Source organism: Cronobacter sp. 153480017-3 (assembly GCF_053627815.1).
Window position 1 is genome coordinate 75,795 of record NZ_JBSEYN010000006.1, and the last position, 24,310, is coordinate 100,104.

27 protein-coding genes are annotated in these 24,310 nt (G+C 58.5%); 7 read left to right on the plus strand and 20 right to left on the minus strand.

What is annotated here, in order from left to right:
• Nucleotides 1-42 precede the first annotated feature (42 nt).
• On the plus strand, nucleotides 43-2,181 hold the full coding sequence (gene pta / locus ACUW6V_RS14280; protein WP_004387826.1) for a phosphate acetyltransferase: 2,139 nt from the start codon (nucleotides 43-45) through the stop codon (nucleotides 2,179-2,181).
• 65 nt (nucleotides 2,182-2,246) lie between these two features.
• On the opposite strand, the gene ACUW6V_RS14285 is transcribed toward pta, so the two are convergent.
• Both ACUW6V_RS14285 and ACUW6V_RS14290 read right to left on the minus strand, forming a co-directional pair.
• A complete protein-coding gene (locus ACUW6V_RS14285) occupies nucleotides 2,247-2,498 on the minus strand; it encodes a DUF1158 domain-containing protein (protein WP_004387825.1) in 252 nt (83 codons plus the stop codon).
• Between the two features lie 68 nt (nucleotides 2,499-2,566).
• Nucleotides 2,567-2,911 carry a RamA family antibiotic efflux transcriptional regulator gene (locus tag ACUW6V_RS14290; protein ID WP_004387824.1) on the minus strand — a complete coding sequence of 115 codons (345 nt, stop codon included), beginning with the start codon at nucleotides 2,909-2,911 and terminating at the stop codon, nucleotides 2,567-2,569.
• Nucleotides 2,912-3,183: 272 nt separating this feature from the next.
• Here ACUW6V_RS14290 and ACUW6V_RS14295 point away from each other — a divergent pair, with 272 nt between their 5' ends.
• Nucleotides 3,184-3,771: a TetR/AcrR family transcriptional regulator gene (locus tag ACUW6V_RS14295; protein WP_007892041.1), complete on the plus strand. Its 588-nt coding sequence runs from the start codon at nucleotides 3,184-3,186 to the stop codon at nucleotides 3,769-3,771.
• Nucleotides 3,772-3,826: 55 nt separating this feature from the next.
• Here the strand turns inward: ACUW6V_RS14295 and yfcD are convergent, their stop codons facing one another.
• Genes yfcD through yfcF form a run of 3 tightly spaced genes read right to left on the minus strand, consistent with a single transcriptional unit; the run spans nucleotide 3,827 to nucleotide 5,721 of the window.
• Nucleotides 3,827-4,411 carry an NUDIX hydrolase YfcD gene (gene yfcD, locus ACUW6V_RS14300; RefSeq protein ID WP_004387823.1) on the minus strand — a complete coding sequence of 195 codons (585 nt, stop codon included), beginning with the start codon at nucleotides 4,409-4,411 and terminating at the stop codon, nucleotides 3,827-3,829.
• Between the two features lie 54 nt (nucleotides 4,412-4,465).
• Nucleotides 4,466-5,017, minus strand: coding sequence for a phosphodiesterase (yfcE, locus tag ACUW6V_RS14305; RefSeq protein WP_004387821.1), 552 nt, complete (start codon nucleotides 5,015-5,017; stop codon nucleotides 4,466-4,468).
• Between the two features lie 59 nt (nucleotides 5,018-5,076).
• A complete protein-coding gene (gene yfcF, locus ACUW6V_RS14310; protein ID WP_007892040.1) occupies nucleotides 5,077-5,721 on the minus strand; it encodes a glutathione transferase in 645 nt (214 codons plus the stop codon).
• A 144-nt stretch (nucleotides 5,722-5,865) separates the two neighbouring features.
• Here yfcF and yfcG point away from each other — a divergent pair, with 144 nt between their 5' ends.
• The 4 genes from yfcG (at nucleotide 5,866) to ACUW6V_RS14330 (ending at nucleotide 9,017) form a co-directional block, all read left to right on the plus strand.
• Entirely contained in the window at nucleotides 5,866-6,492 is a 627-nt protein-coding gene (yfcG, locus tag ACUW6V_RS14315) for a GSH-dependent disulfide bond oxidoreductase (protein WP_004387818.1), read from the plus strand.
• A 141-nt stretch (nucleotides 6,493-6,633) separates the two neighbouring features.
• A complete protein-coding gene (locus ACUW6V_RS14320; RefSeq protein WP_097649248.1) occupies nucleotides 6,634-7,536 on the plus strand; it encodes a TIGR01777 family oxidoreductase in 903 nt (300 codons plus the stop codon).
• Nucleotides 7,537-7,675: 139 nt separating this feature from the next.
• Nucleotides 7,676-8,380 (plus strand): DUF2384 domain-containing protein, encoded by a 705-nt coding sequence (locus tag ACUW6V_RS14325; RefSeq protein WP_454038521.1) that lies wholly within the window; start codon nucleotides 7,676-7,678, stop codon nucleotides 8,378-8,380.
• Nucleotides 8,373-9,017, plus strand: coding sequence for an RES family NAD+ phosphorylase (locus ACUW6V_RS14330; RefSeq protein ID WP_105605128.1), 645 nt, complete (start codon nucleotides 8,373-8,375; stop codon nucleotides 9,015-9,017). The genes ACUW6V_RS14325 and ACUW6V_RS14330 overlap by 8 nt, the downstream gene beginning before the upstream one ends.
• 27 nt (nucleotides 9,018-9,044) lie before the next feature.
• Here the strand turns inward: ACUW6V_RS14330 and hisP are convergent, their stop codons facing one another.
• The 15 genes from hisP to pdxB form a co-directional block, all read right to left on the minus strand.
• Nucleotides 9,045-9,818 carry a histidine ABC transporter ATP-binding protein HisP gene (hisP, locus tag ACUW6V_RS14335; protein ID WP_105605127.1) on the minus strand — a complete coding sequence of 258 codons (774 nt, stop codon included), beginning with the start codon at nucleotides 9,816-9,818 and terminating at the stop codon, nucleotides 9,045-9,047.
• Nucleotides 9,819-9,828: 10 nt separating this feature from the next.
• Nucleotides 9,829-10,545, minus strand: coding sequence for an ABC transporter permease (locus ACUW6V_RS14340; protein WP_105605126.1), 717 nt, complete (start codon nucleotides 10,543-10,545; stop codon nucleotides 9,829-9,831).
• The gene (locus ACUW6V_RS14345; protein ID WP_105605125.1) at nucleotides 10,542-11,228 is read right to left on the minus strand and encodes a histidine ABC transporter permease HisQ; all 687 of its coding nucleotides are present in this window, start codon (nucleotides 11,226-11,228) and stop codon (nucleotides 10,542-10,544) included. Before ACUW6V_RS14345 ends, ACUW6V_RS14340 begins: the two co-directional genes overlap by 4 nt.
• Before the next feature lie 73 nt (nucleotides 11,229-11,301).
• Entirely contained in the window at nucleotides 11,302-12,084 is a 783-nt protein-coding gene (gene hisJ, locus ACUW6V_RS14350; RefSeq protein WP_032968945.1) for a histidine ABC transporter substrate-binding protein HisJ, read from the minus strand.
• 235 nt (nucleotides 12,085-12,319) lie between these two features.
• Complete coding sequence (gene argT, locus ACUW6V_RS14355) at nucleotides 12,320-13,102, minus strand: lysine/arginine/ornithine ABC transporter substrate-binding protein ArgT (protein WP_004386648.1); 783 nt, start codon at nucleotides 13,100-13,102, stop codon at nucleotides 12,320-12,322.
• A 276-nt stretch (nucleotides 13,103-13,378) separates the two neighbouring features.
• Nucleotides 13,379-13,948 (minus strand): UbiX family flavin prenyltransferase, encoded by a 570-nt coding sequence (locus ACUW6V_RS14360; protein WP_069682890.1) that lies wholly within the window; start codon nucleotides 13,946-13,948, stop codon nucleotides 13,379-13,381.
• Between the two features lie 111 nt (nucleotides 13,949-14,059).
• A complete protein-coding gene (gene purF, locus ACUW6V_RS14365; protein ID WP_004386646.1) occupies nucleotides 14,060-15,577 on the minus strand; it encodes an amidophosphoribosyltransferase in 1,518 nt (505 codons plus the stop codon).
• 39 nt (nucleotides 15,578-15,616) lie between these two features.
• Entirely contained in the window at nucleotides 15,617-16,102 is a 486-nt protein-coding gene (gene cvpA / locus ACUW6V_RS14370) for a colicin V production protein (RefSeq protein WP_004386645.1), read from the minus strand.
• 232 nt (nucleotides 16,103-16,334) lie between these two features.
• Nucleotides 16,335-17,057, minus strand: coding sequence for a cell division protein DedD (gene dedD / locus ACUW6V_RS14375; protein ID WP_012124144.1), 723 nt, complete (start codon nucleotides 17,055-17,057; stop codon nucleotides 16,335-16,337).
• A complete protein-coding gene (gene folC, locus ACUW6V_RS14380; RefSeq protein ID WP_088275031.1) occupies nucleotides 17,047-18,315 on the minus strand; it encodes a bifunctional tetrahydrofolate synthase/dihydrofolate synthase in 1,269 nt (422 codons plus the stop codon). Before folC ends, dedD begins: the two co-directional genes overlap by 11 nt.
• 70 nt (nucleotides 18,316-18,385) lie before the next feature.
• Complete coding sequence (gene accD / locus ACUW6V_RS14385; RefSeq protein WP_007892032.1) at nucleotides 18,386-19,306, minus strand: acetyl-CoA carboxylase, carboxyltransferase subunit beta; 921 nt, start codon at nucleotides 19,304-19,306, stop codon at nucleotides 18,386-18,388.
• 150 nt (nucleotides 19,307-19,456) lie between these two features.
• Nucleotides 19,457-20,116 carry a DedA family protein gene (locus ACUW6V_RS14390; protein WP_012124142.1) on the minus strand — a complete coding sequence of 220 codons (660 nt, stop codon included), beginning with the start codon at nucleotides 20,114-20,116 and terminating at the stop codon, nucleotides 19,457-19,459.
• Between the two features lie 25 nt (nucleotides 20,117-20,141).
• Nucleotides 20,142-20,954 carry a tRNA pseudouridine(38-40) synthase TruA gene (truA, locus tag ACUW6V_RS14395; RefSeq protein WP_069682888.1) on the minus strand — a complete coding sequence of 271 codons (813 nt, stop codon included), beginning with the start codon at nucleotides 20,952-20,954 and terminating at the stop codon, nucleotides 20,142-20,144.
• Nucleotides 20,954-21,967: an aspartate-semialdehyde dehydrogenase gene (locus tag ACUW6V_RS14400; RefSeq protein WP_007892029.1), complete on the minus strand. Its 1,014-nt coding sequence runs from the start codon at nucleotides 21,965-21,967 to the stop codon at nucleotides 20,954-20,956. The genes truA and ACUW6V_RS14400 overlap by 1 nt, the downstream gene beginning before the upstream one ends.
• A 66-nt stretch (nucleotides 21,968-22,033) precedes the next feature.
• Nucleotides 22,034-23,170 carry a 4-phosphoerythronate dehydrogenase PdxB gene (gene pdxB / locus ACUW6V_RS14405; RefSeq protein ID WP_012124141.1) on the minus strand — a complete coding sequence of 379 codons (1,137 nt, stop codon included), beginning with the start codon at nucleotides 23,168-23,170 and terminating at the stop codon, nucleotides 22,034-22,036.
• A 119-nt stretch (nucleotides 23,171-23,289) separates the two neighbouring features.
• Between pdxB and flk the strand changes: the two genes are divergently transcribed.
• A complete protein-coding gene (flk, locus tag ACUW6V_RS14410) occupies nucleotides 23,290-24,297 on the plus strand; it encodes a flagella biosynthesis regulator Flk (protein WP_007892020.1) in 1,008 nt (335 codons plus the stop codon).
• The last annotated feature ends 13 nt before the right edge of the window (nucleotides 24,298-24,310 follow it).

Genomic DNA, 24,310 nt, shown 5'->3' on the forward strand with positions numbered 1-24,310 from the left:
TGGTGCCAGCCGCGCGGCTGGCTGCAAAAAAGAGGATAAACCGTGTCCCGTATCATTATGCTTATTCCTACCGGAACCAGCGTCGGCCTGACCAGCGTCAGCCTCGGCGTGATCCGCGCTATGGAACGTAAAGGCGTTCGTCTGAGCGTCTTCAAACCTATCGCCCAGCCACGTACTGGCGGCGATACGCCGGACCAGACCACGACTATCGTGCGTGCTAACACCAATCTGCCGGCCGCTGAGCCGCTGCGCATGAGCCACGTCGAGTCGCTGCTCTCCAGCAACCAGAAAGACGTGCTGATGGAAGAGATCATTGCTCGCTTCCATGAGAACACCAAAGATGCCGAAGTGGTGCTGGTGGAAGGCCTGGTGCCGACCCGTAAGCATCAGTTCGCTCAGTCGCTGAACTATGAAATCGCGAAGACCCTGAACGCGGAAATCGTGTTTGTAATGTCTCAGGGCACCGATACCCCGGAACAGCTGAAAGAGCGTATCGAGCTGACGCGCAGCAGCTTCGGCGGCAGCAAAAACGCCAACATCACCGGTGTTATCGTCAACAAACTGAACGCGCCCGTGGACGAGCAGGGCCGCACGCGCCCGGATCTCTCCGAGATTTTCGATGACTCCACGAAAGCGAAAGTCATCAATATCGATGCACAGCATCTGCAGGCCATCAGCCCGCTGCCGGTTCTCGGCGCGGTGCCGTGGAGCTTTGATCTTATCGCCACCCGCGCTATCGATATGGCCCGTCACCTGAACGCGACCATCGTTAACGAAGGCGATATCAAAACCCGCCGCGTGAAGTCTGTGACGTTCTGCGCGCGCAGCATTCCGCACATGCTGGAACATTTCCGTCCGGGCTCTCTGCTGGTGACCTCCGCGGATCGCCCTGATGTGTTAGTGGCTGCCTGCCTCGCCGCGATGAACGGCGTGGAAATCGGTGCCATCCTGCTGACCGGCGGCTATGAAATGGACGAGCGCATCAGCAAGCTGTGCGAACGCGCTTTCGCCACCGGCCTGCCGGTATTCATGGTGAACACCAACACCTGGCAGACTTCGCTCAGCCTGCAGAGCTTTAATCTGGAAGTGCCGGCAGACGACCACGAGCGTATCGAAAAAGTACAGGAATATGTGGCAAGCCACGTTAACGCCGAGTGGATCGACTCTCTGACCGCCGCCTCCGAGCGCAGCCGTCGTCTCTCGCCGCCAGCGTTCCGCTACCAGCTGACCGAGCTTGCGCGTAAAGCGGGCAAACGCGTCGTGCTGCCGGAAGGCGACGAACCGCGCACCGTCAAAGCCGCGGCCATCTGCGCCGAGCGCGGCATCGCGACCTGCGTGCTGCTGGGCAACCCGGATGAAATCGCGCGCGTTGCCGCCGCACAGGGCGTTGAACTGGGCGCTGGCATTGAAATCGTCGATCCGGAAGTGGTACGCGAAAGCTATGTGGCACGTCTGGTTGAGCTGCGTAAAAACAAAGGCATGACCGAAGCGGTCGCCCGCGAGCAGCTGGAAGATAACGTGGTGCTGGGCACGCTGATGCTGGAGCAGGACGAAGTGGACGGTCTGGTATCAGGCGCGGTTCACACTACCGCGAACACCATTCGCCCGCCGCTGCAGCTCATCAAAACGGCACCGGGCAGCTCGCTGGTCTCTTCTGTGTTCTTCATGCTGCTGCCGGAACAGGTTTATGTGTACGGCGACTGCGCGATCAACCCGGATCCGACTGCAGAACAGCTGGCCGAAATCGCCATCCAGTCCGCCGATTCCGCTGCCGCTTTCGGCATCGAACCGCGCGTGGCGATGCTCTCCTACTCCACCGGCAACTCCGGTGCGGGCAGCGATGTCGAAAAAGTGCGTGAAGCGACCAAACTGGCGCAGGAAAAACGCCCTGACCTGGTTATCGACGGCCCGCTGCAGTATGACGCTGCCGTTATGGCTGACGTAGCGAAATCCAAAGCGCCGAACTCACCGGTTGCCGGCCGTGCTACCGTGTTCATCTTCCCGGATCTGAACACCGGTAACACCACGTACAAAGCGGTACAGCGCTCTGCCGACCTGATCTCCATCGGGCCGATGCTGCAGGGTATGCGCAAACCGGTTAACGACCTGTCCCGTGGCGCGCTGGTTGACGATATCGTCTACACCATCGCCCTGACGGCAATTCAGGCAAGCCAGCAGTAATCACTGCTGAAAAGAAAGCAAAAGGCCGCGCGATGCGGCCTTTTTTATATCCTGCCAGTACGCGCTTAAGCACGCTCCAGCGAAAACCATCGCCGCCACACAAAGCGAATCACGTAATACTCCACCGTGCCGAGCAGTAAAAACCAGATGCAGAAGATGATGGTGTAGAGCTGGTTAAGATCGACCAGATGGAACATCGTCATCAGGTGCTGCGCCAGCGTCAGCGTGAGTCTCGGGGCCGGCAGCAGCAGGCAGGAGAGAAACGCCAGCAGCAAAATGCCACCAGCGGTGATCAGCGTTTCAAGAGGATGCTTCATGAGAGGCTTTCGGTTGGTTCAAAAGCGTATTGTCAGGGAATCTGGCGCGCTATGCAAACCGCCCGCGCTCAGTGGTTAGTCGGGGCATCGCCCTGCTTGCGCCAGGTGCCTGGCGACATCCGATACTTACGCGTGAAGAGTCTCGTAAAAGTTTGCTGAGAATCGAACCCGTATTTCATGGAAATATCCAGCACGCGGTCGTTGGTGGCACGCAGGTCCTGCGCCGCCAGCCGCAGCTTTTTCTCGCGAATATAACGCCCGATGCTCTCCCCTTTATGATGGTGAAAAAGCCGCTGCAAATGCCATTTCGAATAACCCGCGTGGCGCGCGATATCATCAATGCGCAGCGGCTTATGAAGATTGTCATCAATCCAGTCGGTCAGCGTTTCAATAACCTGAGCGGGAAGTTCCATAGAATCCCTCCAGTAGTGGTAATCGCAATGATGTTTCAGGCCTTCGCCTGTCCTGAATTCCGGCTCGCATGAGCGCTCTGCTCATTTTCCGGGCGAAAACGGCCCGCACGCAGCACCATCAAAAATGGTAGCCAGTGAAACTTGATAATGAGTGAGTAAACACTCATTATAGGAATGTCGGCCGATTCGTCAACTCTGTTTTTTCCTGTGATCGCAAGCCTTGCAGCGGATCGGCGAGTCGTGATTCAATCTGCCCTTTTTACAGGAGAGCAATGTCCGTGGCGCGTCCCCGCAGTGAAGATAAAAGAATGGCGATTCTCGAAGCCGCCACCGAAGCGATAGCCGAGGCGGGCCTTGGCGCGTCGACCGCGCTTATCGCGCGTAAAGCGGGCGTGGCTGAAGGGACGATATTTCGCTATTTCGCCTCCAAGGACGATCTCTATAACGCGCTCTATGTCCATCTTAAGCAAGATTTCTGCCGTTCGATGATAGGCAAGCTCGACAGCAAGAACGACCACAAAGAAAATATTCGTTATGTCTGGAACAGCTTTATCGACTGGGGGTTAACCAAACCGGAAGCCAATCTGGCCGCGCGTAAGCTCGAAGTCAGCAGTCGTATTACCGATGAAAGCAAAAAACTGGTGACCGATATCTACCCGGAGCTCCACGAGCTTTGCGAGAAATGCATTTTGCCGCTGTTCCGCTCCAGTGAATTTCGCGCGTTTGGCGATGAAATTTTCTTTGCGCTGGCGCAGACGACCATGGATTTCGCGACGCGCGAACCGGCACGCTCTGACGAGTTTAAAGCGGTGGGATTTGATACGTTGTGGCGCGCGATGTGCGACAACCAGCAGGCGTAAACTAACGCTGTAAAAGCCGCCCCGCGCGTCGCTGACGATGGCGGGGCCGCGACGCTTAGCTGAGCGTAGGGTTTTTCTCTTCCTGCTCTTTTTCTTTACTGTCTTTACTGTGACTGCCACTCTCCTGACCCGCGTTACGGCTCAGCCAGAGCGAAAGCGCTTTTAACGTATCCGGCGTGAACTCATCGCAACGCGCCGTTATCTCTTCCGGCTCCATCCAGCATACTTCGCTGATTTCGCTCTCCTGGAGCGCGAACGGACCGTGGGAGACGCAGCTGAACAGCCCGCCCCAGACGCGACAATGCTCATCTTCAAAATAAAACTGCCCGTGCTCGGCGAAAGGAACGCCCGCGATGCCCAGCTCCTCTTCCGCCTCGCGACGCGCGCTCTCAAGCAGCGCTTCGCCCGCCTGCACTACGCCGCCTGCGGTGGCGTCGAGCATGCCCGGCATAAAGTCTTTGATATCAGTGCGACGCTGCACCAGGATTTTGCCCATACCATCATGCACCACGATATAGGTCGCGCGGTGACGCAAACGTTCGGCGCGCATCTGCGCCCGGCTGGACTGCGCTATCACCTCATTGTCTTCACTGACAATGTCCACCCATTCCATGTCTGCCAAATGATTCTGCTCCACCATCAGGAAACCTTCTGTAATAAGCGCTCTTACGGCGCGTTCTGGTTGTTCGGTAAATTAAGGGGAAATCGCGATCTGTGCAATAACCTGCGAGGTTTCCAGGGTAATGACGCTCAACGTATCGCCATTGAGGAACCCGTAGCTTGCCGGATGCCCGCCTTTCGGCATACTGATTGAGCCTGGATTAAAGTGGAACTGCTCGCCGTGGCGTGCCGCCACCGGAATATGCGTGTGGCCGTAGATCAGGACATCGCCTGCGGCCAGCGGCGGCAGGTTATCGGGGCTGTAGAGATGACCGTGGGTCAAAAAGAGCCGCTGTCTGGCGAGCAACACCTGCTGCCAGGGCGCGGTGACGGGAAATTCCAGCAGCATCTGGTCAACTTCGCTGTCGCAGTTGCCGCGCACCGCGATAATGCGGTCGGCCACGGTGTTAAGCCGTTTCGCCACTTCGCCTGGGGCGTAGCCCTCAGGAAGCGGGTTACGTGGCCCGTGGTTTAAAAAATCTCCCAGCAATACCAGCCAGCGGGCGTCGCTGTCGGCAAAGCGCGCCAGCAGAAGCTCTGTGGCAGGCAGCGAGCCGTGAATATCCGAAGCAAACATCAGCTTCATTACTCACCTTCCGAATGAAAATTGTGGTGCACGCATGATAACGGATCGCGCCGGGCTTATCAGCCCAAACGCCTGGCAGAAAGTGCGATATAACGCTGTACCGACGCGCGCTGCCACTGGAACGCAGCGTAGTCGGCAAGCGCCTCCGGCACCGGGTCGCCATGCATAACCAGCCGGTTAATCATCAGCGCCAGATCGGTATCTGCGAGTGACCATTCACCAAACAGATTTTGTTGCCCGTGCGGAAGTAACGCCTGCGCGCACGCGATAAGCTTATCCGCCGCCGCCTGGCCATCTGCACTTAATGGCGCGTAGCGGGCCGCGCCAAAGATAACGTCAGTCGGACGTTCGGCACGTAACGCGCCCAGATCGCTGCGCAGCCACGCCTGCACCTGACGGGCGCGGGCACGTTTTTCAATATCGTGCGGATAGAGCCTCTCCCACACCGGCGGCGCAAAGCGCTCTTCAAGATATTCCGTAATAGCGGAGGATTCGCTCAGCGCGAAATCGTCAATCACCAGCAGCGGCACACGGCGCGTCAGGGCGAAGCCCTGCCAGTCGGCCTGTAAATGTTCGCCGCGCGACAAATCGCGGGTTTGCAGCTGAAATTGCAAACCTTTTTCCTGAAGCGCCACCCAGACGGACATCACGTAAGGGCTAAAGAAACTGGCATCGGACCAAAGCGTAATGGCGGGCTGCGACATAGCAATTCTCATCTCTGATGGCGGATAGCTAAAACTATACCGTAAACCGTTTTCTGTCATGCTGCCGACTATGAGAGCTGCCGCATTATTCAGCAAACCGCCTATACTTTGAGCACGCCAAATCCCCATCTAAAGGACGCTGTCATGCTGGATCTCTACTACGCCCCGACGCCGAACGGCCATAAAGTTACGCTGTTTCTTGAAGAGGCCGGGCTTGAGTATCGCCTCCACCGCGTTGACATCAGCAAGGGCGAGCAGTTTAAACCGGAATTTCTCGCCATTGCCCCGAACAATAAAATTCCCGCCATTATCGACCATGCGCCCTCCGACGGCGGCGCGCCGCTGAGTTTGTTTGAATCGGGCGCGATTTTGCTCTATCTCGCCGAGAAGAGCGGCAAGCTGTTGAGCGGCGAACTGCGCGAGCGTCAGGTGACGCTACAGTGGCTGTTCTGGCAGGTTGCCGGATTCGGGCCGATGCTTGGCCAGAACCACCACTTCAACCATTTCGCGCCCCAGGCGGTGCCTTACGCCATTGAACGCTATCAGGTGGAGACACAGCGTCTCTACGGCGTGCTGAATAAGCGTCTGGAGAAATGCCCGTGGCTTGGCGGCGAGCGTTACAGCATTGCCGATATCGCCACCTATCCGTGGGTGGTGTCGCACGAGCGCCAGCGAATCGATCTCGACAACTTCCCGGCGGTCAGCAACTGGTTTGAGCGCATCAGGCATCGCCCGGCGACCGAACGTGCGTACCAGCTCGCCAGCAGTTAACCAGCGCAAATACGTTGTTAACCTTCTCTCTTTACAGGAAAAATTACGCCCGGCGTGCGCCATATCTCAGGCAAACCTTGCCGGGTCGCCTATGCTGAAGAGATAACACTACGTTATGCGCGGGCGGCGCAGGAGGCACTTATGGAGATTCTGGTAACTGGCGGTACTGGCCTGATTGGCCGCACGCTGACATCGCGTCTGGTGGCGTTAGGGCATCACGTCACGGTCGTGACCCGCAATCCTGAGCGTGCCCGCGCGCGGCTCGACACCGCTATTACGCTGGTGCCGGGCCTCGATCACTTCGATAATCTCGATGCGTTCGACGCGGTGATTAACCTCGCGGGCGAGCCTATTGCCGATAAACGCTGGACCGCCGCCCAGAAAGAGCGCCTGTGTCAGAGCCGCTGGCATATAACGCAGCAACTGGTGGCGATGATGCAGGCTGGTAGCAATCCGCCTGCGGTTTTTCTCTCCGGCTCTGCGGTCGGTTATTACGGCGATCTCGGCGAAGTGGTGGTGACGGAAGACGAACCGCCGCACAGCGAATTTACCCATAAGCTTTGCGCCCGCTGGGAGCAGATAGCCGAAGGCGCTCAAAGCGATAAAACCCGCGTCTGCCTGCTGCGCACCGGCGCGGTGCTCGCGCCCGATGGCGGCATGATGAGCAAACTGCTGCCGCTGTTTCGTCTGGGCCTTGGCGGGCCGATTGGCAGCGGCCGTCAGTATCTCGCCTGGATCCATATCGACGATATGGTCAACGCGATTATCTGGCTGCTGGATAACGATCTGCGCGGGCCATTTAACATGGTCTCCCCTTACCCGGTGCGCAACGAGCGCTTTGCCCACGCGCTCGGCCATGCACTGCACCGCCCCGCGCTGATGCGCGCGCCCGCAACCGCCGTGCGCCTTATGATGGGCGAATCCGCGGTCCTGGTGCTGGGCGGCCAGCGCGCCCTGCCTAAACGCCTGGAGGAATCGGGCTTCGGTTTCCGCTGGTTTGAGCTGGAAGAGGCGCTGGAGGATATCGCTGCGCGAGCGCGTTGATGCCGTCTTTGGCTACGCGGGCAATGATGGTGCCCGCGTCCCGCTATTTTTTACACGTTTCACCCGCCGCTGGCATTTCCTCACCTGATTACGTTATAATCAATATCACGAATATCATTTATATCACGAAGGGGGCACAATGAGTTCCCGTCCACGCCACGTAAAACTGAACGAGTATCCACTGGACGTCAGCGTCGAGTTTGTCGATGTCGGGCATCTGGTGACGTCCCTGCACGAGACGCCTGCGCCCTGGGGGCGTATTCAGCTTTCCGATATACCAGGAGAAGACGCCGGGCGTTATCTGATGCTCAAAATGCCGGATGATGTAAACGAAGAGACGCTGGATAACGATTTGCGGCTTGCGATTGTCAGCGCCGTCACGGCGGTGTCGCAAATGAAGCGCGCCGGGCACCATAGCGAGCCCGCGCACGCCGCGCCGTTGCAGGCCCGTAATCGCGAGCGGCTTGATGCGCTGCGCCAGACCGTGCTTGATGAAGGCCAGTGGCTGTCTGCAGGCGAAGTGAGCCTTGCCGCCGGTGCCGCGCTGAAAAACCCGAGCGCGACCGCGAACCGCTGGAAACAGGCGGGTAAAGTTTTTGCGTTGCCGGTCAACGGCAAAGATCGTTACCCCGCCTGGGCGTTTGACGAAGGCGGTCAGCCGCTGCCGTCACTCAAACCCATCCTTGCGCTGTTTCGTGAGAAAACGCCCTGGAGTATCGCCCTCTGGTTTCATTCGCCCAATGCCTGGCTTGGCGGCGCAAAACCCAAAGACCGTCTGAAAGCCGATCCGCAGGCGGTGCTGGACGCCGCAAAAGCGGAAGCCGAAGGGCCGATGCATGGTTGAATTCAGGGAAGAACGCCTGCCTGCGCCGCCTGCAGATATGCAAGTGCCGCGCGTCACGGTATGGCCCGCAGGGAGGCGGATAGTTCGCGTTCACAGCCGTCAGTTCGCGGGCGACGCTTTCAACCCAGGTTATGGTAACGCGCGTTTCAGCCCGCTACAGCGCGCCGATGGCCGTCTTATTCCAACGCTTTATGGCGGTATTGATGCCGAAGTGGCGATTATGGAATCGCTGTTTCACGATGTCCCGGCAGGCGCCTCTGGTGCCAGCTTCGATCTGCATAAGGCCCGTGAACTTTGCATCAGCACGTTAACACCGGACGTGGCGCTTGAGCTCGCTAACCTGACGCCGGTGCTGCTGCGCCGCTGGGGCGTCACGCAGGCGGCGCTGACCGGAAGCTCTCCGCAGTGTTATCCGCAAACGCGCCTGTGGGCGAGCGCCATTCACGCCGCGAATCCGCGCCTTCACGGTATTAGCTGGGCGTCGCGCCAGCACGGCGGCAAAGCGCTGATGCTCTTCGGGGATCGCATTAACCGTCTTACGCTGCATGAAAGTCTGCCGCTGATACCGGGGGTGCTGACCGAGATTTACCGGCTGGCCGAAGAGATGGGTCTGATTCTGATAGACGACGAGGCATAACCGGCGTCCCTGCCGGACTGATAGATATTACTTCAGCGATCCCTTCAAAAATTGCTGCAGACGCGAGCTTTGCGGGTTGTTAAAGAGCGCGTCCGGCGGCCCTTCTTCTTCGATTTTGCCCTGATGCAGGAAAATCACATGCGAGGAAACATGGCGGGCAAACTCCATTTCGTGCGTCACGACCACCATCGTTTTGCCCTCTTCGGCAAGCTTTTGCATGATACGCAGCACTTCGCCCACCAGTTCAGGGTCCAGCGCGGAGGTCGGTTCGTCGAACAGCAAGACATCCGGCTCCATCGCCAGCGCGCGGGCAATCGACACGCGCTGCTGCTGACCACCGGAGAGATGCACCGGGTATTTGCCCTGCGCGCGCTCATCGATGCCCACTTTGGCGAGGTATTTCACCGCACGCTCGCGCGCATCCTGTTTGCTTAAGCCCAGCACCTGAACCGGCGCTTCCATCACGTTCTCCAGCACAGTCATGTGGCTCCACAGGTTAAAGTGCTGGAACACCATCGTCAGGCGCGTGCGCAGAAGGCGCAGCTGGTTTTTATCCGCCACCTTGAGCTGACCGTCTTTGTCACGCACCAGCGTAATGTTCTGGTTGTTCACCACGATGGTGCCTTCGCTGGGCTTTTCCAGGAAGTTAATGCAGCGCAGGAAGGTGCTCTTGCCGGAGCCAGAAGAGCCGATAATGCTGATGACATCACCGGCGTTCGCCTTCAGCGATACCCCTTTAAGCACTTCATGTTCGCCGTAGCGCTTGTGCAGATCGGTAACGTTTAATTTATTTTCAGACATGCGTAGCCACTCAGTGCGTTGAAGCCGGTTTCAGGTGCCGCAGCCAGCGCTTTTCCGCCTTGCGGAAGAGGCTTATCAGCACATAAGAGATAATCAGGTACAGCACCGCCGCGATGCCAAACGCCGTAAACGGCTGATAAGTGGCGGCGTTAATATCGCGGGCGATCTTCAGCAGATCCGGGACGGTCGCGGTAAACGCCAGCGCCGTGGAGTGCAGCATCAGGATCACCTCATTGCTGTAGGCAGGCAGCGCGATGCGCAGCGCCGACGGCAGAATAATGCAGCGGTACATTTTAAAGCGTGAAAAGCCGTAAGCGCGCGCCGCCTCGATCTCGCCGTGCGGCACCGCCCGTATGGCGCCCGCGAAAATCTCGGTGGTGTACGCGCAGGTGTTGAGCGTCAGCGCCAGTACGGTACAGTTCAGGCCGCTGCGAAAGAACTCATTGAGTAATGGCGTGCCTTTCACCACGTCCAGCGTGTACATGCCGGAGTAGAAGACCAGCAGTTGCACGTAGAGCGGCGTGCCGCGAAAAACATAGGTAAAGAGCCAGATGGGGAACCAGACCAGTTTGTTTTCCGAAACGCGGCCAATGGCGAGAAAAACCGCCAGCACGCCGCCCATCACCACCGAGGCGATAAGCAGCCAGAGCGTAATCGCCACACCCGTAAAGCGATAGCCGTCGGTCCACAGCAGGGATTTCCAGTACTCCTGAATAATCTCGATCACAGGTCGGCCCTCTTCACGCCCACGGTATAGCGACGCTCAAGCAGCAGCAGAACGCCGTTGGAGAGCGTGGTAAACACCAGATAAATCAGCCCGCAGACAATCGCGAAGTAAAACGGCTGCCAGGTGCTTTTCCCGGCAAGCTGCGTCGCTTTCACGACATCTTCCAGGCCCAGTAGCGACACCAGCGCGGTGGCTTTTAAAATCACCTGCCAGTTGTTGCCGATGCCCGGCAGCGCATAGCGCATCATGGAAGGAAACAGAATCCGGCGGAAGGTTTGCGAGCCGGTAAAACCAAACGCGGTCGCCGCCTCGATATGGCCTTTCGGCACGGCGAGATACGCGCCGCGGAAGGTTTCGGTGAAATAAGCGCCGTAGATAAACCCAAGCGTGATAATCCCCGCGATCATCGGGTCGATATCAAACTGGCTGAATCCCAGCGCGTCGGTGATGGCGTTCAGCGCAATCTGCAAACCGTAAAAAATTAGCAGCATCAGAACGAGATCGGGCACGCCGCGAATCAGCGTCGTGTACGCTTCAAAAATCAGCGCCAGCGGGCGGTTATGTGAGAGCTTCGCCCCTGCGCCGACCAGACCAATCGCCACCGAGAGGACAACGGCGCTGAGCGCCAGCTCCAGGGTGACGAGCGCGCCCTGAAGGATTACCTGTGAAAACCCATACAGCATGGTGACTTATCCTGTACTCAGCGTGCGCACGGCCCATCGGCGCCCCGCAGGGCGCCGTGCAAACGCGTGCGGATTAATCGCCGTAGACGTTAAAATCGAAATACTTTTTGGCAAGCTTCTCGTAGGTGCCGTCGGCGCGCATGTCGGCAAACGCCTTGTTCAGCGCCTCGCGCAGTTCGTTATCTTCTTTACGGATCCCCATGCCGGTGCCGACGCCAAAGAGTTTTTCATCTTTAATCGACGGGCCACCGAACTGATAGCCTTTGCCCACCGGCTGCTTCAGAAAGCCTTCGCTGGCGGCCACTTCATCCTGAAACGCGGCGTCGATACGGCCCGCGGTCAGGTCGGAATAGATATTGTCCTGGCCCTGATAAGAGACAATCTCCACGCCTTTCGGCGCCCAGTGCTCATTACCGTAAGTTTCCTGGGTGGTGCCCTGCAACACGCCCACGCGTTTGCCCTTCAGCGACTCCAGCGTCGGCTGAATGGGCGAGCCTTTTGCCACCACCAGGCGCGAATCCGCGGCGTAGAGCTTGTCGGTAAAGGCGATTTCCTGCTGGCGTTTTTCGGTGATCGACAGCGACGACATAATCGCGTCGATTTTCTTCGCTTTCAGCGACGGGATCAGCGCATCCAGCGGCTGTTCAGTGAACGAACATTGCGTCTGAATGCGTTTGCACAGTTCTTTGGCCAGATCGATGTCGAAACCGACCAGTTCACCCTGCGCGTTTTTCGATTCAAACGGCGCATAGGTAGGGTCAGTGCCGATACGTAAGTGCTGCGGAATTGCTGCGAAAGCCCCAGAAATGCTGGACAGCGCCAGCCCCAGAGAAAGTGCTAACAGCCTTTTTTTCATAACTATCCTCATCAGACGCGCATATTTAAATGTCAGGCGGAAAAACTGCACTTATCGTGCCATCACTGCCGCCTCGTAATCAAAACTTTATGCGCGCTGAGATAGATTTATTTTCATTTTCGGTGCGTAGAAATGCACACATGCTCTTCTCTGGTGCATAACCTGCACCATTTTGCGTCATGCTAGCCAGACACGCACCAACATAGTGACTGGCTGGCAAACGCGTTACAGATAATCAGTCGCCATAGACGTTAAAGTCGAAATATTTTTTCGCCATTTTGTCGTAGGTGCCGTCTTTGCGAATCTCGCCGAGCGCTTTGTCGAACGCGGCTTTCAGCTCGGCGTCTTCTTTACGCAGGCCAACGCCGGTACCGTCGCCAAAGTAGTTTTTGTCTTTCACCGATGGGCCGGCAAACGCGTAATCCTTCCCGGCAGGCTGTTTGAGGAAACCTTCGCTGGCGGCCACTTCATCCTGCAGCGCTGCATCGAGACGGCCCGCCGAGAGATCGGAGTAGATCAGATCCTGGTTCTGGTAGGCCACGACATCGACGCCCTTCCCGCGCCATTTTTCATTGGCGTAGGCTTCCTGCGTGGAGCCCTGCAGCACGCCCACATGTTTGCCTTTCAGCGATTCAATGGTCGGCTGAATGGTCGCGCCTTTGGCGGCGATCAGGCGGGAGTCGGCGGCGTAAAGCTTGTCAGAGAAGGCAATCTCTTTCTGACGCTTTTCGGTAATAGAGAGCGAAGAGATAATCGCGTCGATTTTTTTCGCTTTAAGCGACGGGATCAGCGAATCGAAATCGCTGCCAACCCAGGTGCATTTCACCTGCATGCGTTTACACATCTCGTTGCCGAGATCGATATCAAACCCGACAAAATCGCCTTTAGCGTCTTTTGAGGAGAACGGCGCGTAGGTGGCATCCGTACCGATGCGTACCGTCTGGGGGAGCGCGGCGAAAACGCTGGCGCTGGTGGAAAGGCCAAGCAGTAAGGAGAACGCGAGCACCTTCTTCTTCATACATTACCCTCAAGTTTTCTGTTTTATTATCTGTTGCGTTGTGTGTTGCAACCAGACGTTGCACTTCCCATGCCAGCTTTGCGTCGCCGCATACGCCGCCATGATTTGTTAAAAAATGGTTGCAATGAAGTTGTGTGAATGAAGATAGCATTCCGCACAGCAGACGCTGAGCGTGAAATCGCAAAAGGCGGGATTAAATGTCGAGGATATGATCGCGCTTGCAGAATTGCCCCACAATGAGGCACCGCGCTGCGCTTTGCCCCATGTTGGCGCGCATTACGCGCCGGGCCAGCGGGTGAAGAGATCGGCAGGAAGCGTGATATCAAGCTGATCGAGCGCGCGGTTTACCGTCTGGTTAATCACATCATCCAGCGTCTGCGGGCGATGATAAAATGCGGGCATCGGCGGCATGATAATCGCGCCAAGCTCAGCGGCCTGTGTCATCAGACGCAAATGGCCGAGATGCAGCGGCGTTTCCCGCACGCACAGCACCAGCCTGCGACGCTCTTTTAACACCACATCCGCCGCGCGGGTCAGCAGCCCGTCGGTATAGCTGTTCACAATGCCGGAGAGCGTTTTAATCGAACACGGCAGAATAATCATTCCGTCGGTTTTAAACGAGCCGGAAGAAACGCTGGCAGCGATATCGCGCGCGTCGTGATTCACATCAGCCAGCGCCTGAACATCGCGCACGCTCATATCGGTTTCAAGCGACAGCGTCTGACGCGCCGCCTGGCTCATGATGAGATGCGTTTCCACCTCTGCCACCGACTGAAGCGTCTGCAACAGCCGGATGCCATAAATTGCGCCGCTGGCGCCAGAGATGCCGACAATGATTTTTTTCATGGAGTTATCAGGAAAAGGAGCACTGAGCGAGACTTTGCCGCAAGACGCGGCGAGATGCAAACGGGGATTTCGCCCCTCGCGTTGCGCAAGGGGCGACGGCACGGGGAAAGATTAGCCTTCGTTGTGCATCTCTAAGTTTTCGACTTCGTTCTGGCGCATGACCGCTTTGGCGTCGTCGTTACGCAGGGATTCAAGGTATTCCAGGTACTGGTGATCGACATCTTTGGTGACGTAAACGCCGTTAAAGACCGAGCATTCGAACTGCTGAATATCCGGGTTCTCGGCGCGTACGGCTTCGATGAGATCGTCGAGATCCTGGAAAATCAGGCCGTCTGCGCCGATGATCTGGCGGATTTCATCTACTTCGCGGCCGTGAGCGATAAGCTCGTTGGCGCTCGGCATGTCGATACCGTAGACGTTCGGGAAGCGAATTTCCGGCGCGGCGGAGGCCAGATAGACCTTCTTCGCGCCCGCCTCGCGGGCCATCTCGATAATCTGCTCGGACGTGGTGCCGCGCACGATGGAATCATCCACCAGCAGCACGTTTTTATCGCGAAACTCGGCGCGATTAGCGTTCAGTTTGCGGCGCACCGATTTACGGCGCAGATGCTGTCCCGGCATGATGAAGGTACGGCCGACGTAGCGGTTTTTCACAAAACCCTGGCGGTAGGGTTTGTTAAGAATGCGCGCGATTTCAAGGGCGATATCGCAGGAGGTTTCCGGGATCGGGATCACCACGTCGATATCCAGATCTTCCCACTCGCGGGCGATTTTCTCGCCGAGCTTTTTGCCCATTTCCACGCGAGCGCTGTAGACGGAAATCTTGTCGATAAAGGAGTCCGGGCGCGCGAAGTAAACATACTCAAACAGGCACGGGTTGCTGACCGGGTTGTCAGCGCACTGGCGCGTGAAGAGCTGGCCTTTTTCGCTGATATACACCGCTTCGCCAGGCGCTACGTCGCGCAGGAACTCAAAGCCCAGCGTATCGAGCGCCACGCTCTCGGACGCCACCATGTACTCGGCGCGGCCGTTACCGGCGTCGCGTTTGCCAAGCACCAGCGGGCGAATGCCGTTAGGGTCGCGAAACGCTACCATGCCGTGGCCGATGATCATCGCCACACACGCGTATGCGCCGCGGATCAGGCGGTTCATCGCCGCGATGGCCGCGAAAATGTTGTCCGCTTCCAGCGGGTAGTGACGGAAGTTATCCAGCTCGCTGGCGAAAATATTGAGCAGGATTTCAGAATCTGAGGTGGTGTTGATATGACGGCGCTTCTCTTCAAAGAGCATTTTGCGCAGTTCATGGGCGTTCGTCAGGTTGCCATTATGGGCAAGCGTAATACCGTAGGGCGAGTTCACATAGAACGGCTGGGCTTCGGAGGCGCTGGAGCTGCCTGCCGTCGGGTAGCGTACATGGCCGATACCCATATTGCCCTGCAGACGCTGCATGTGGCGGGCTTCGAATACATCATTCACCAGGCCGTTCGCTTTACGCAGACGGAAGCAATTATTCGCATCGATGGTGATGATGCCTGCGGCATCCTGCCCGCGGTGCTGAAGCACCGTTAACGCGTCATAAATCGACTGGTTGACCGGCATAACACCGGCGATCCCGACAATACCGCACATGTTGTCTTTTCCTCAATTCAAAGACCGCCCCCGGCACGATTACCGGGGCAGGAAACTTGACGAGCTTTGCAGATAGTCAAAGAACCATCTGATGATGAAACTGAACTGCGGGATGAGCTGCGACTTTTGCCAGTCCTCGCTTTTGGACAGGCCCGTGAAGGTATCAAGAAAGAACAGAATGGCGGCGACAATCAGCACGCCCCGCAAGGCGCCGAAACAGATCCCCAACACCCTGTCTGTACCCGACAGGCCGGTTTTCTCCACCAGCGCGCCAATCACATAGTTGACTATCGCACCGACGATAAGCGTCGCGATAAACAGCACCGCGATAGCAATCCCATTACGTACCAGTTCGTCTTCAAAGCCGGTGAACCAGACTGCCAGGTAAGTGTAGTAATGACTGGCGACAAAGAAAGCACAGCCCCAGGTGACCAGCGACAGCGCCTCTCTCACGAAGCCGCGGATGAGGCTGACCAGACACGAGAAACCCACTACTGCAATGATGGCGTAATCTATCCAGACCATGAATGTGTCCCACGATAAAACGCCCTGACATCCGGTTCGGGGCGCATTCTAACAGAAAAAGAAAACGTTTGCGTAGGGATTTCCTTTCCACGCGTTAATAAAAAATGGCGTTGAAAAAATCTTCAACGCCATCCGTCCGTTACGCCCGCGGGCGGCAAAAAAGCGCCGTAAGCGGGCCGTCTGTGGCGCGATGCGGTTTCTCGATGCGCCTTTAAAAAAGACGCCAGACCGCTTAATTCACGCTGTAATTCATTATTACGCCGTTAAGCCCTGACAGGCTGTTCAGCTCGCCAAGCGACGATTTTAACTTATCCTTCGACGCCTCCGGCCCTACCAGAATGCGGGTGATTTTCCCTTGCACCGGCGTGGACGGCGACGTATACGCCCGATAACCCGCCGAGCGCAGTTTGCCGACGATTTCATTGACTTTATCGGCGTTTTTCAGCGCACCGAGCTGCACGACATACGCCTTGCCCGCAGGCGGCGTTTGCGGTTTCTCCGGCGGCGCGGTTTTCGCAGGCGCGGGCGCTTCGGCCTCGCTCACCATCGCAAGCTGCTCGTCGGTTTTATCGCGTTGCGGCTTGCTCTGGGGCTTATCGGCAGTCCGTGTTTTCGCAGGCTCCGTCGCTTTAGGCTTCGCAGGCGTCACCGGCACTTCATCCAGATCCGCGCCGGTATCGGCAGGCAGTCGCGTGGTGTCTATCGACGTCGCCGCCGCGTTACCGGCTCTTACCTCTTCCGCCGCGCCTTCCGGCGGCTGAGACGGCAGCGCCTGCGTCGCGGCCGGCAGCATATCCGGCTCGTCGCGATCGCCAGGTTTCGGCACCAGCGGGATCGCCGCGAACTCATCCTGATAATGTTTTTTCTGGCCGTCCAGCAGCCCTGGCAGCACGATAACGCCCAGCGCCACCAGCACAATTGTGCCGACTAATCGGTTCTGAAACTTACTCGCCACCTCGTCTCCCCGCGTCCATCTCTTCCATTACCGCTGCGACGGTATGAAACGACCCGCATACCAGCACCGTATCGGCGGGCTGCGCGTCGGCCAGCGCCGCGTGCCAGGCCTGCGCCACGCTATCAAAGACAGCGCTGGCCTGCAGATGTTCCGCAAGCTCTTCGGCGCGGGCGCCGCGCGGCCCGTCCAGAGGGGCACAATACCAGCTATCCACGACCCTCTCCAGACAGGCGAGCGTTCCGGCGATATCTTTATCATGCAGCATGCCGATAACGGCCAGCACGCGCCCGGCGGATGGCGACTGCGCGAGCCGCTGCGCCAGATAGCCCGCCGCGTGCGGATTATGGGCCACATCCAGAATGATGCGCGGGGCCTCGCTCACAATCTGGAAACGCCCCGGCAGCGCGGCGCGCGCGATGCCGTCGCGGTAAGCCTGCTCGCTAATCGCAAGACCGCTTGCGCGAAGCGCGGCGAGCGCAGTCGCCGCGTTAGGCTGCGGCACCTGCGGCAGCGGAAGATGAATCAGTTCGCCGTCGCCATCACTAAAGCGCCAGCCGTCGCGTTCCGCCTCATAGCGCCAGGCGTCGTTCACACAAAGCAGCCGTGCGCCCTTCTCCTGCGCCACCTGCGCGATGGTGTGCGGCATATCCGTCTCGCCCACGACCGCCGGTTTGCCCGCGCGGAAAATACCGGCTTTCTCGCGCCCGATGCTTTCACGATCCGGACCCAGCCAGTCGGTATGATCGAGCGCGATGCTGGTGATGACCGCCACATCGCAATCCACCAGGTTGGTGGCGTCCAGACGCCCGCCGAGCCCGACTTCGAGGATAACGACATCCAGCTGCGCCTGCTTAAAGAGCCACAGCGCGGACAGCGTGCCATACTCAAAGTACGTGAGGGACGTTTCACCACGCACGGCTTCAATCTCCGCAAAGGCGGCGGTATGCTGGCTTTCGGCAAGCTCCTCGCCCTGCACGCGCACGCGCTCGGTGTAGCGCACCAGGTGCGGCGAGCTGTAGACGCCCACGCGATAGCCTGCCGCCATCAGCACCGCTTCGAGCGTGCGGCAGGTGGTGCCTTTGCCATTAGTGCCCGCGACGGTAAAGACAAACGGCGCGGGTTTCGCCACATCAAGCAATGCCGCCACGCGCGAGACGCGCTCAAGGCCCATGTCGATGGTTTTACCGTGCAGGTTTTCCAGATAAGAAAGCCACGTGGCCAGAGGCGACGTGGCTTGGGGAAGGTGTTGCTTTTCCATGATGCCCGTATCCTGGTTACGGTTCATAAACAAGAAGGGCAGTGCCTTATGGCCCTGCCCTTCATGACTATCAGGCCTCGTGATCCTGGTCCGGTACCGGCGGCACGACCACCGCTTCACGCGGCGCGTCCGGGCTTGGTGCCGGAAGGTTCATCAGCTTCGCCAGAATGCTGGCAAGCTTGAGGCGCAGCTCCGGGCGACGCACGATCATATCGATAGCGCCTTTTTCGATCAGGAACTCACTGCGCTGGAAGCCAGCAGGCAGTTTTTCGCGCACGGTCTGCTCGATAACGCGCGGGCCGGCGAAGCCAATCAGCGCTTTCGGCTCGGCGATATTGAGATCGCCAAGCATCGCGAAGCTCGCGGAAACGCCGCCCATGGTCGGGTCGGTCAGCACGGAGATGTACGGCAGTCCACGCTCCTGCATTTTCGCAAGCGCCGCGGAGGTTTTCGCCATCTGCATCAGCGACATCAGCGCTTCCTGCATTCGCGCGCCGCCGGAGGCGGAGAAGCAGATAAGCGGGCAGTTGTCTTCCAGCGCCTGCTCAACCGCACGCACGAAACGCGCGCCCACGACGGAACCCATTGAGCCGCCCATAAAGGCGAACTCGAACGCCGCCGCAACAACCGGCATACCGTGCAGGGTGCCTTTCATCACCACCAGCGCGTCTTTCTCGCCGGTTTCCTTCTGGGCGGTGGCCAGACGATCCTTGTATTTTTTGGAATCACGGAACTTCAGCACATCTTTCGGCTCAAGCTCACTGCCCAGTTCCACCAGCGACCCTTCGTCTAACAGGCTGTGCAGACGGTCGCGCGCCGCCATGCGCATGTGGTGATCGCATTTCGGGCAAACCTCAAGGTTACGCTCCAGTTCGGCGCGGTAGAGTACCTGGCCGCAGCTGTCGCACTTGGTCCACACCCCTTCCGGGATGTTTGCCCTGCGAGTGGGAGTAATATTGCTTTTATTGAGAATTCGTTCAATCCAGCTCATTGATAACCTTTCTGCCTGAACCTGGTCGATGCCAGTTTTTCTGTGGGGGCGCATAATGCCATTATTGCCTTCCACAGACCATAAATGGTGCTCATTAAACCATAACGGCCCGCAACTTTGGATAAAAAAGTGGTCGAACCGCCAGAGGGCTTATTTTGTCTGGCGCGCCGCGGCGCGTTTGTGACGCACCACTTCATATACGCCCGGCAATACCGAGAAGACGATAATAGCGACGATCAGCAACTTCAGATTGTCCTGAATAAACGGCATCGCGCCAAAGAAGTAGCCCGCGTAGGTAAACAGCAGAACCCACAACAGCGCGCCCACCACGTTATACAGGGCAAAATGACGATAGGACATATGCCCCATCCCGGCGACGAACGGCGCGAAAGTGCGCACGATCGGCACGAAGCGGGCGAGGATAATCGTTTTACCGCCGTGACGCTCATAAAACGCATGCGTTTTATCAAGATAGCTCTGACGGAAGATTTTTGAATCCGGGTTGCTGAAAAGCCGCGCGCCAAAGAGTCGGCCTATAGTGTAGTTCACCGCGTCGCCGAGTATCGCCGCGATAACCATTAAAAGCGCCATCAGGTGCACATTGAGATCGTTGGACGGCAGCGAAGAGAGCGCGCCCGCCACAAACAGCAGCGAATCACCTGGCAGAAACGGCGTCACGACAAGCCCCGTTTCGCAGAACAGGATCAGGAACAGGATCGCGTATACCCAGATCCCGTACTGCGCCACCAGCTCCGCCAGATGCACGTCGATATGTAAAATAAAATCAATCAGAAAGCGAATAATGTCCATACTGGTTCTTCTTCCCCGACTGCTGTCAGTCAGCTAAAAAAAGTGGGCCCATCGGCGGCTTTGGAAGCTCAAACTGCGCCGGATAATCCACCGACACCAGATAGAGCCCTTCCGCTTTCGCCGTCGCTGCCGCAAGCGTTCTGTCCTTAGCCGCCAGCAGTTCTGCCATCCAGCTCTCCGGCTGGTTACCGCAGCCTATTTCCATCAGGCTGCCAACGATATTACGCACCATATGATGCACAAACGCGTTAGCCTTGATATCCACCACAATGTACGCCCCGAAGCGCTCAACGTTGATATGCATCAGGTTGCGCCAGGGCGTGCGGGACTGGCACTGCACCGCGCGAAACGAGGTAAAGTCGTTTTCGCCGATAAGACACTGCGCCGCCCGGTGCATACGCTCTGCGTCCAGCGGCAGGTGGTAATGCGTCACCCCTTGCGAGAGCACCGCCGGTCGCAAACGGTGATTATAGATAACGTAGCGGTAACGGCGAGCCGTGGCGCTGAACCGGGCGTGAAACTCTGCGGGCACATCTTTCACCCAGCGCACCGCGATGTCACCAGGTAAATTCGCATTTACGCCGAGCGTCCAGGCGGCATCCTTGCGGATGGCGGTGGTTTCAAAATGCACCACCTGTCCGGTGGCATGCACGCCCGCGTCGGTACGGCCCGCGCAGAAAACGTTAACCGGCTCGTTCGCCACCTGCGAGAGTGCTTTTTCAAGCTTCTCCTGAACGCTGCGCACTTCCTGCTGACGCTGCCAGCCGTAATATTTACTGCCGTCGTACTCAATGCCAAGCGCGATTTTAACTACCGGCTTTTCCAGACTCTCCGACATCAGTACAGGTACTCCTGCAGCAGTTTTTCCGCCGTTTTGATGGCCATCAGCGCGCCGCCGAAGCGCACGTTATCAGCGACCGACCAGAACTGGATCTGCTCCGGCATGCCGTAGTCGTTACGCACGCAGCCGATGGAAAGATGCACGCTGCCGGAGGCGTCGCCCACCTGCGTCGGATAATCGTTCTCTTCAGAGAGCGCGATGTCCTGATCGCGCTCCAGCGCGTCGCGGGCTTCTTCCGCTGCGAGCGGGCGCAGCGCTTCGAAATTCACCATCTGGGCATGGCCGTAAAACACCGGTGCCTGTACGCTGGTGACGGAAATCATCAGGCCTTCGTCCTGTAACACCTTGCGGACTTCATCCACCAGACGGCGATCCTGGCGCACGCTGCCTTCGCGGTCCGGCAGCAGCGGCAGCATGTTGAACGCCAGCTGGCGGCCAAAATGATCGTCTTCATCGACCGGCATCCCGTTCAGCAGACGCGCGCTCTGGCCCGCCAGCGCGTCCACCGCCGTTTTACCCTGCGCGGAAACGGACAACAGATTCGTCACCTGAATGCGCGACAATCCGCCCGCTTCCATCAGCGGACGCAGCGCCGTCAGAAGCTGGCTGGTCAGGCTGTCGGCCACCGCCACCACATTGCGGTTGCGGTAATCCGCCAGCACATACGGGTTGACGTCCGGCACCACCAGCGGCACGTCCGGCTCCAGCGCGAACAGGCCGCTGGAATCGATAACCAGACAACCGGCGTTAGTTGCGTCATCCACGTAGCGGGCGCTTGCTTCCTGGCCTGCGACGAAAAAGGCGAGCTGCGCCTGAGTCCAGTCGAACGCGTCGGCGTCCTGCACCTGCACGCTTTTACCGTTGAAGCGCAGCGTTTCACCCGCGCTTTCATTGCGCGCCAGCGCATAAAGTTCACCCACCGGGAACTGACGCTCGGCGAGTTGCTCAAGCAGGGCCTCTCCCACGGCGCCCGTCGCGCCCAGTATGGCGATATTCCAGCCTTCAGACATGGTGGTTTTACTCCAGAAAATAAAATGCCTTCCCCGCGGGTTTGCGGGGAATAAGAGAATCAGTGATTAACGGATCGGATGATGGGTCGCGTTAAAACCCAGCTTTTGCAGCAGCGCGGCGGCGGCTTCGTCATCGCACTGCACATAGAGCGACGACCATTCGCGGCGCTCCTGGTAATTTTTGCGAAGCTTATCAAATTCGCCCGGCATGCCCGCCACGCGGCGAAGCGGCGCGTCGTCGCGGCGCACATCATACACCAGATGCACCAGCCGTTTCAGCGTCGGCTGATCGAGCGGCCCCTGAAGCGTGATGCGGCCAAACTCCGGCGGCGGCAGCAACGTGGCAAGCGCCACCTGTTGCGGCGTGCCGAGAAACTGGCTGTACGCCTCAAAGACCTGCGTAGTGCCGCGCGCTTTGCCTTCCAGCGTATAGCCCGCGATATGCGCGGTGCCGATATCAACACGCTTTAAAAGCTCAACGTTCAGCGCAGGCTCCGGCTCCCAGACATCCAGCACGACACTGAGCGGCTGCCCCGCCTCAAGGCGCGCCAGCAGCGCGGCGTTATCGACCACCGGGCCGCGGCAGGCGTTAATGAGAATAGCGCCAGGCTTAAGGCGCGCGATCAGCGCCTCGTCGGCCAGATGCAGCGTTTTGTACGGCCCTTCTTTAAAGAGCGGCGTGTGGAAGGTGAGAATGTCTGCTTCGCGCACCAGCTCGTCGAGCGTGCGGAAATCGCCGCTGTCGCCGCGATCGGCACGTGGCGGATCGCACAGCAGCGTGCGCACGCCGAGCGCCTCCAGCCGCGCCTGCAAACGAGAACCAACGTTGCCCACGCCGACAATACCGACAGTGCGGTCGGTAAGCGCAAAGCCGTCGCGCTCGGCAAGCATCAGCAGCGCGGAGAACACATACTCAACGACCGCAATCGCGTTGCAGCCGGGCGCGGCGGAAAACCCGACGCCCGCCTCGCGTAAGTAATCTTCATCAACGTGATCGGTGCCCGCCGTGGCGGTGCCGACAAACCGGATGTTTTTGCCTGCCAGCAAATCGCGATTGACCTGCGTGACCGAGCGCACCATCAGTGCGTCGGCGTCGTCCAGCGCCGCCTGCGGGATCGGGCGGCCAGGCACGGCCTGCACCTCGCCAAGACGGCTGAACAGCTCGCGTGCGTAAGGCATATTTTCATCAACGAGGATTTTCACGTTTCTCTACCTGTTTATGTGCGGGAGATAGCCGTTAAGTGTGCCATAATCTCGCCGCCAGGCATACTTAACAGCGTGGTTAGTTTCGCGGCACCGTCCGGTCAGGTTAAGGATTATTGATGATGCAACCCATTCATGGCGCCACGCCCCGCCCGGCGGGGGAGCCTCCCACATCGCCCCACTCCGCAGGCGAGCAGCCGCTTTCCACTCAGCAGCGCACGGTGCTTGAGCGGCTTATCACCCGGCTTGTGGCGCTAACCCAACAGCAAAGCGCCGAAGTCTGGGCCGGTATGAAGCACGATCTGGGCTTAAAGAGCGATGCGCCGCTGCTTTCGCGCCACTTCCCCGCCGCCGAGCAGAATCTTAACCAGCGGCTAGGCCAGGCGCAGCAGACCCACACTCAGCGCCAGGTGTTGTCGCAACTGACCGAGCTTCTGAACGTCGGCAACAACCGCCAGGCGGTGAGCGATTATATCCGCCAGCAGTTTGGGCACACCGCGCTGAACCAGCTTTCCGGCGAGCAGCTCAAAAGCGTGCTGACGCTGCTGCAAAACGCGCAGCTGAATATTCCGCAGCCGCAGCAGCGCCCGGCGACCGACCGCCCGATGCAGCCCGCGGAGCATAATACGCTCAACCAGCAGGTAACGAAGCTTGCCGCCGCCACCGGCGAATCGCCGAAGCTCATCTGGCAATCGATGCTGGAGCTTTCTGGCGTGAAAAGCGGCGAGCTGATTCCGGCGAAGCATTTCGCGGCGCTCTCGACCTGGCTTGTCGCGCGCCAGACGCTCGCCGACCAGCCCGCGCCGACGCTGCACAGCATTCAGGCCGCGCTGCGCCAGCCGCTGGAATCGCGCGAATGGCAGGAGATAAGCGACTACGCGCAGCAGCGCTTTCAGGCCACGCCGCAAACAGTGCTGACCACCGCGCAGGTGCAGGATATTCTTAATCAGGTGTTTATTCGTCGCTCGGAAGGGTCGCCGGAAACGCTTGAAGTGCGCCATATTCAGCCTATCTACAGCCCGCTTATCGCGTTTTTCACCCAGCCGATGAAGCAGATTTCCGCGAAACCCGGCCTTGCGATGTTCCTGCTGGTGCTGGTTATTCTTCTGCTCTGGCTGGTTATCTGACAGGCAGCAAAAA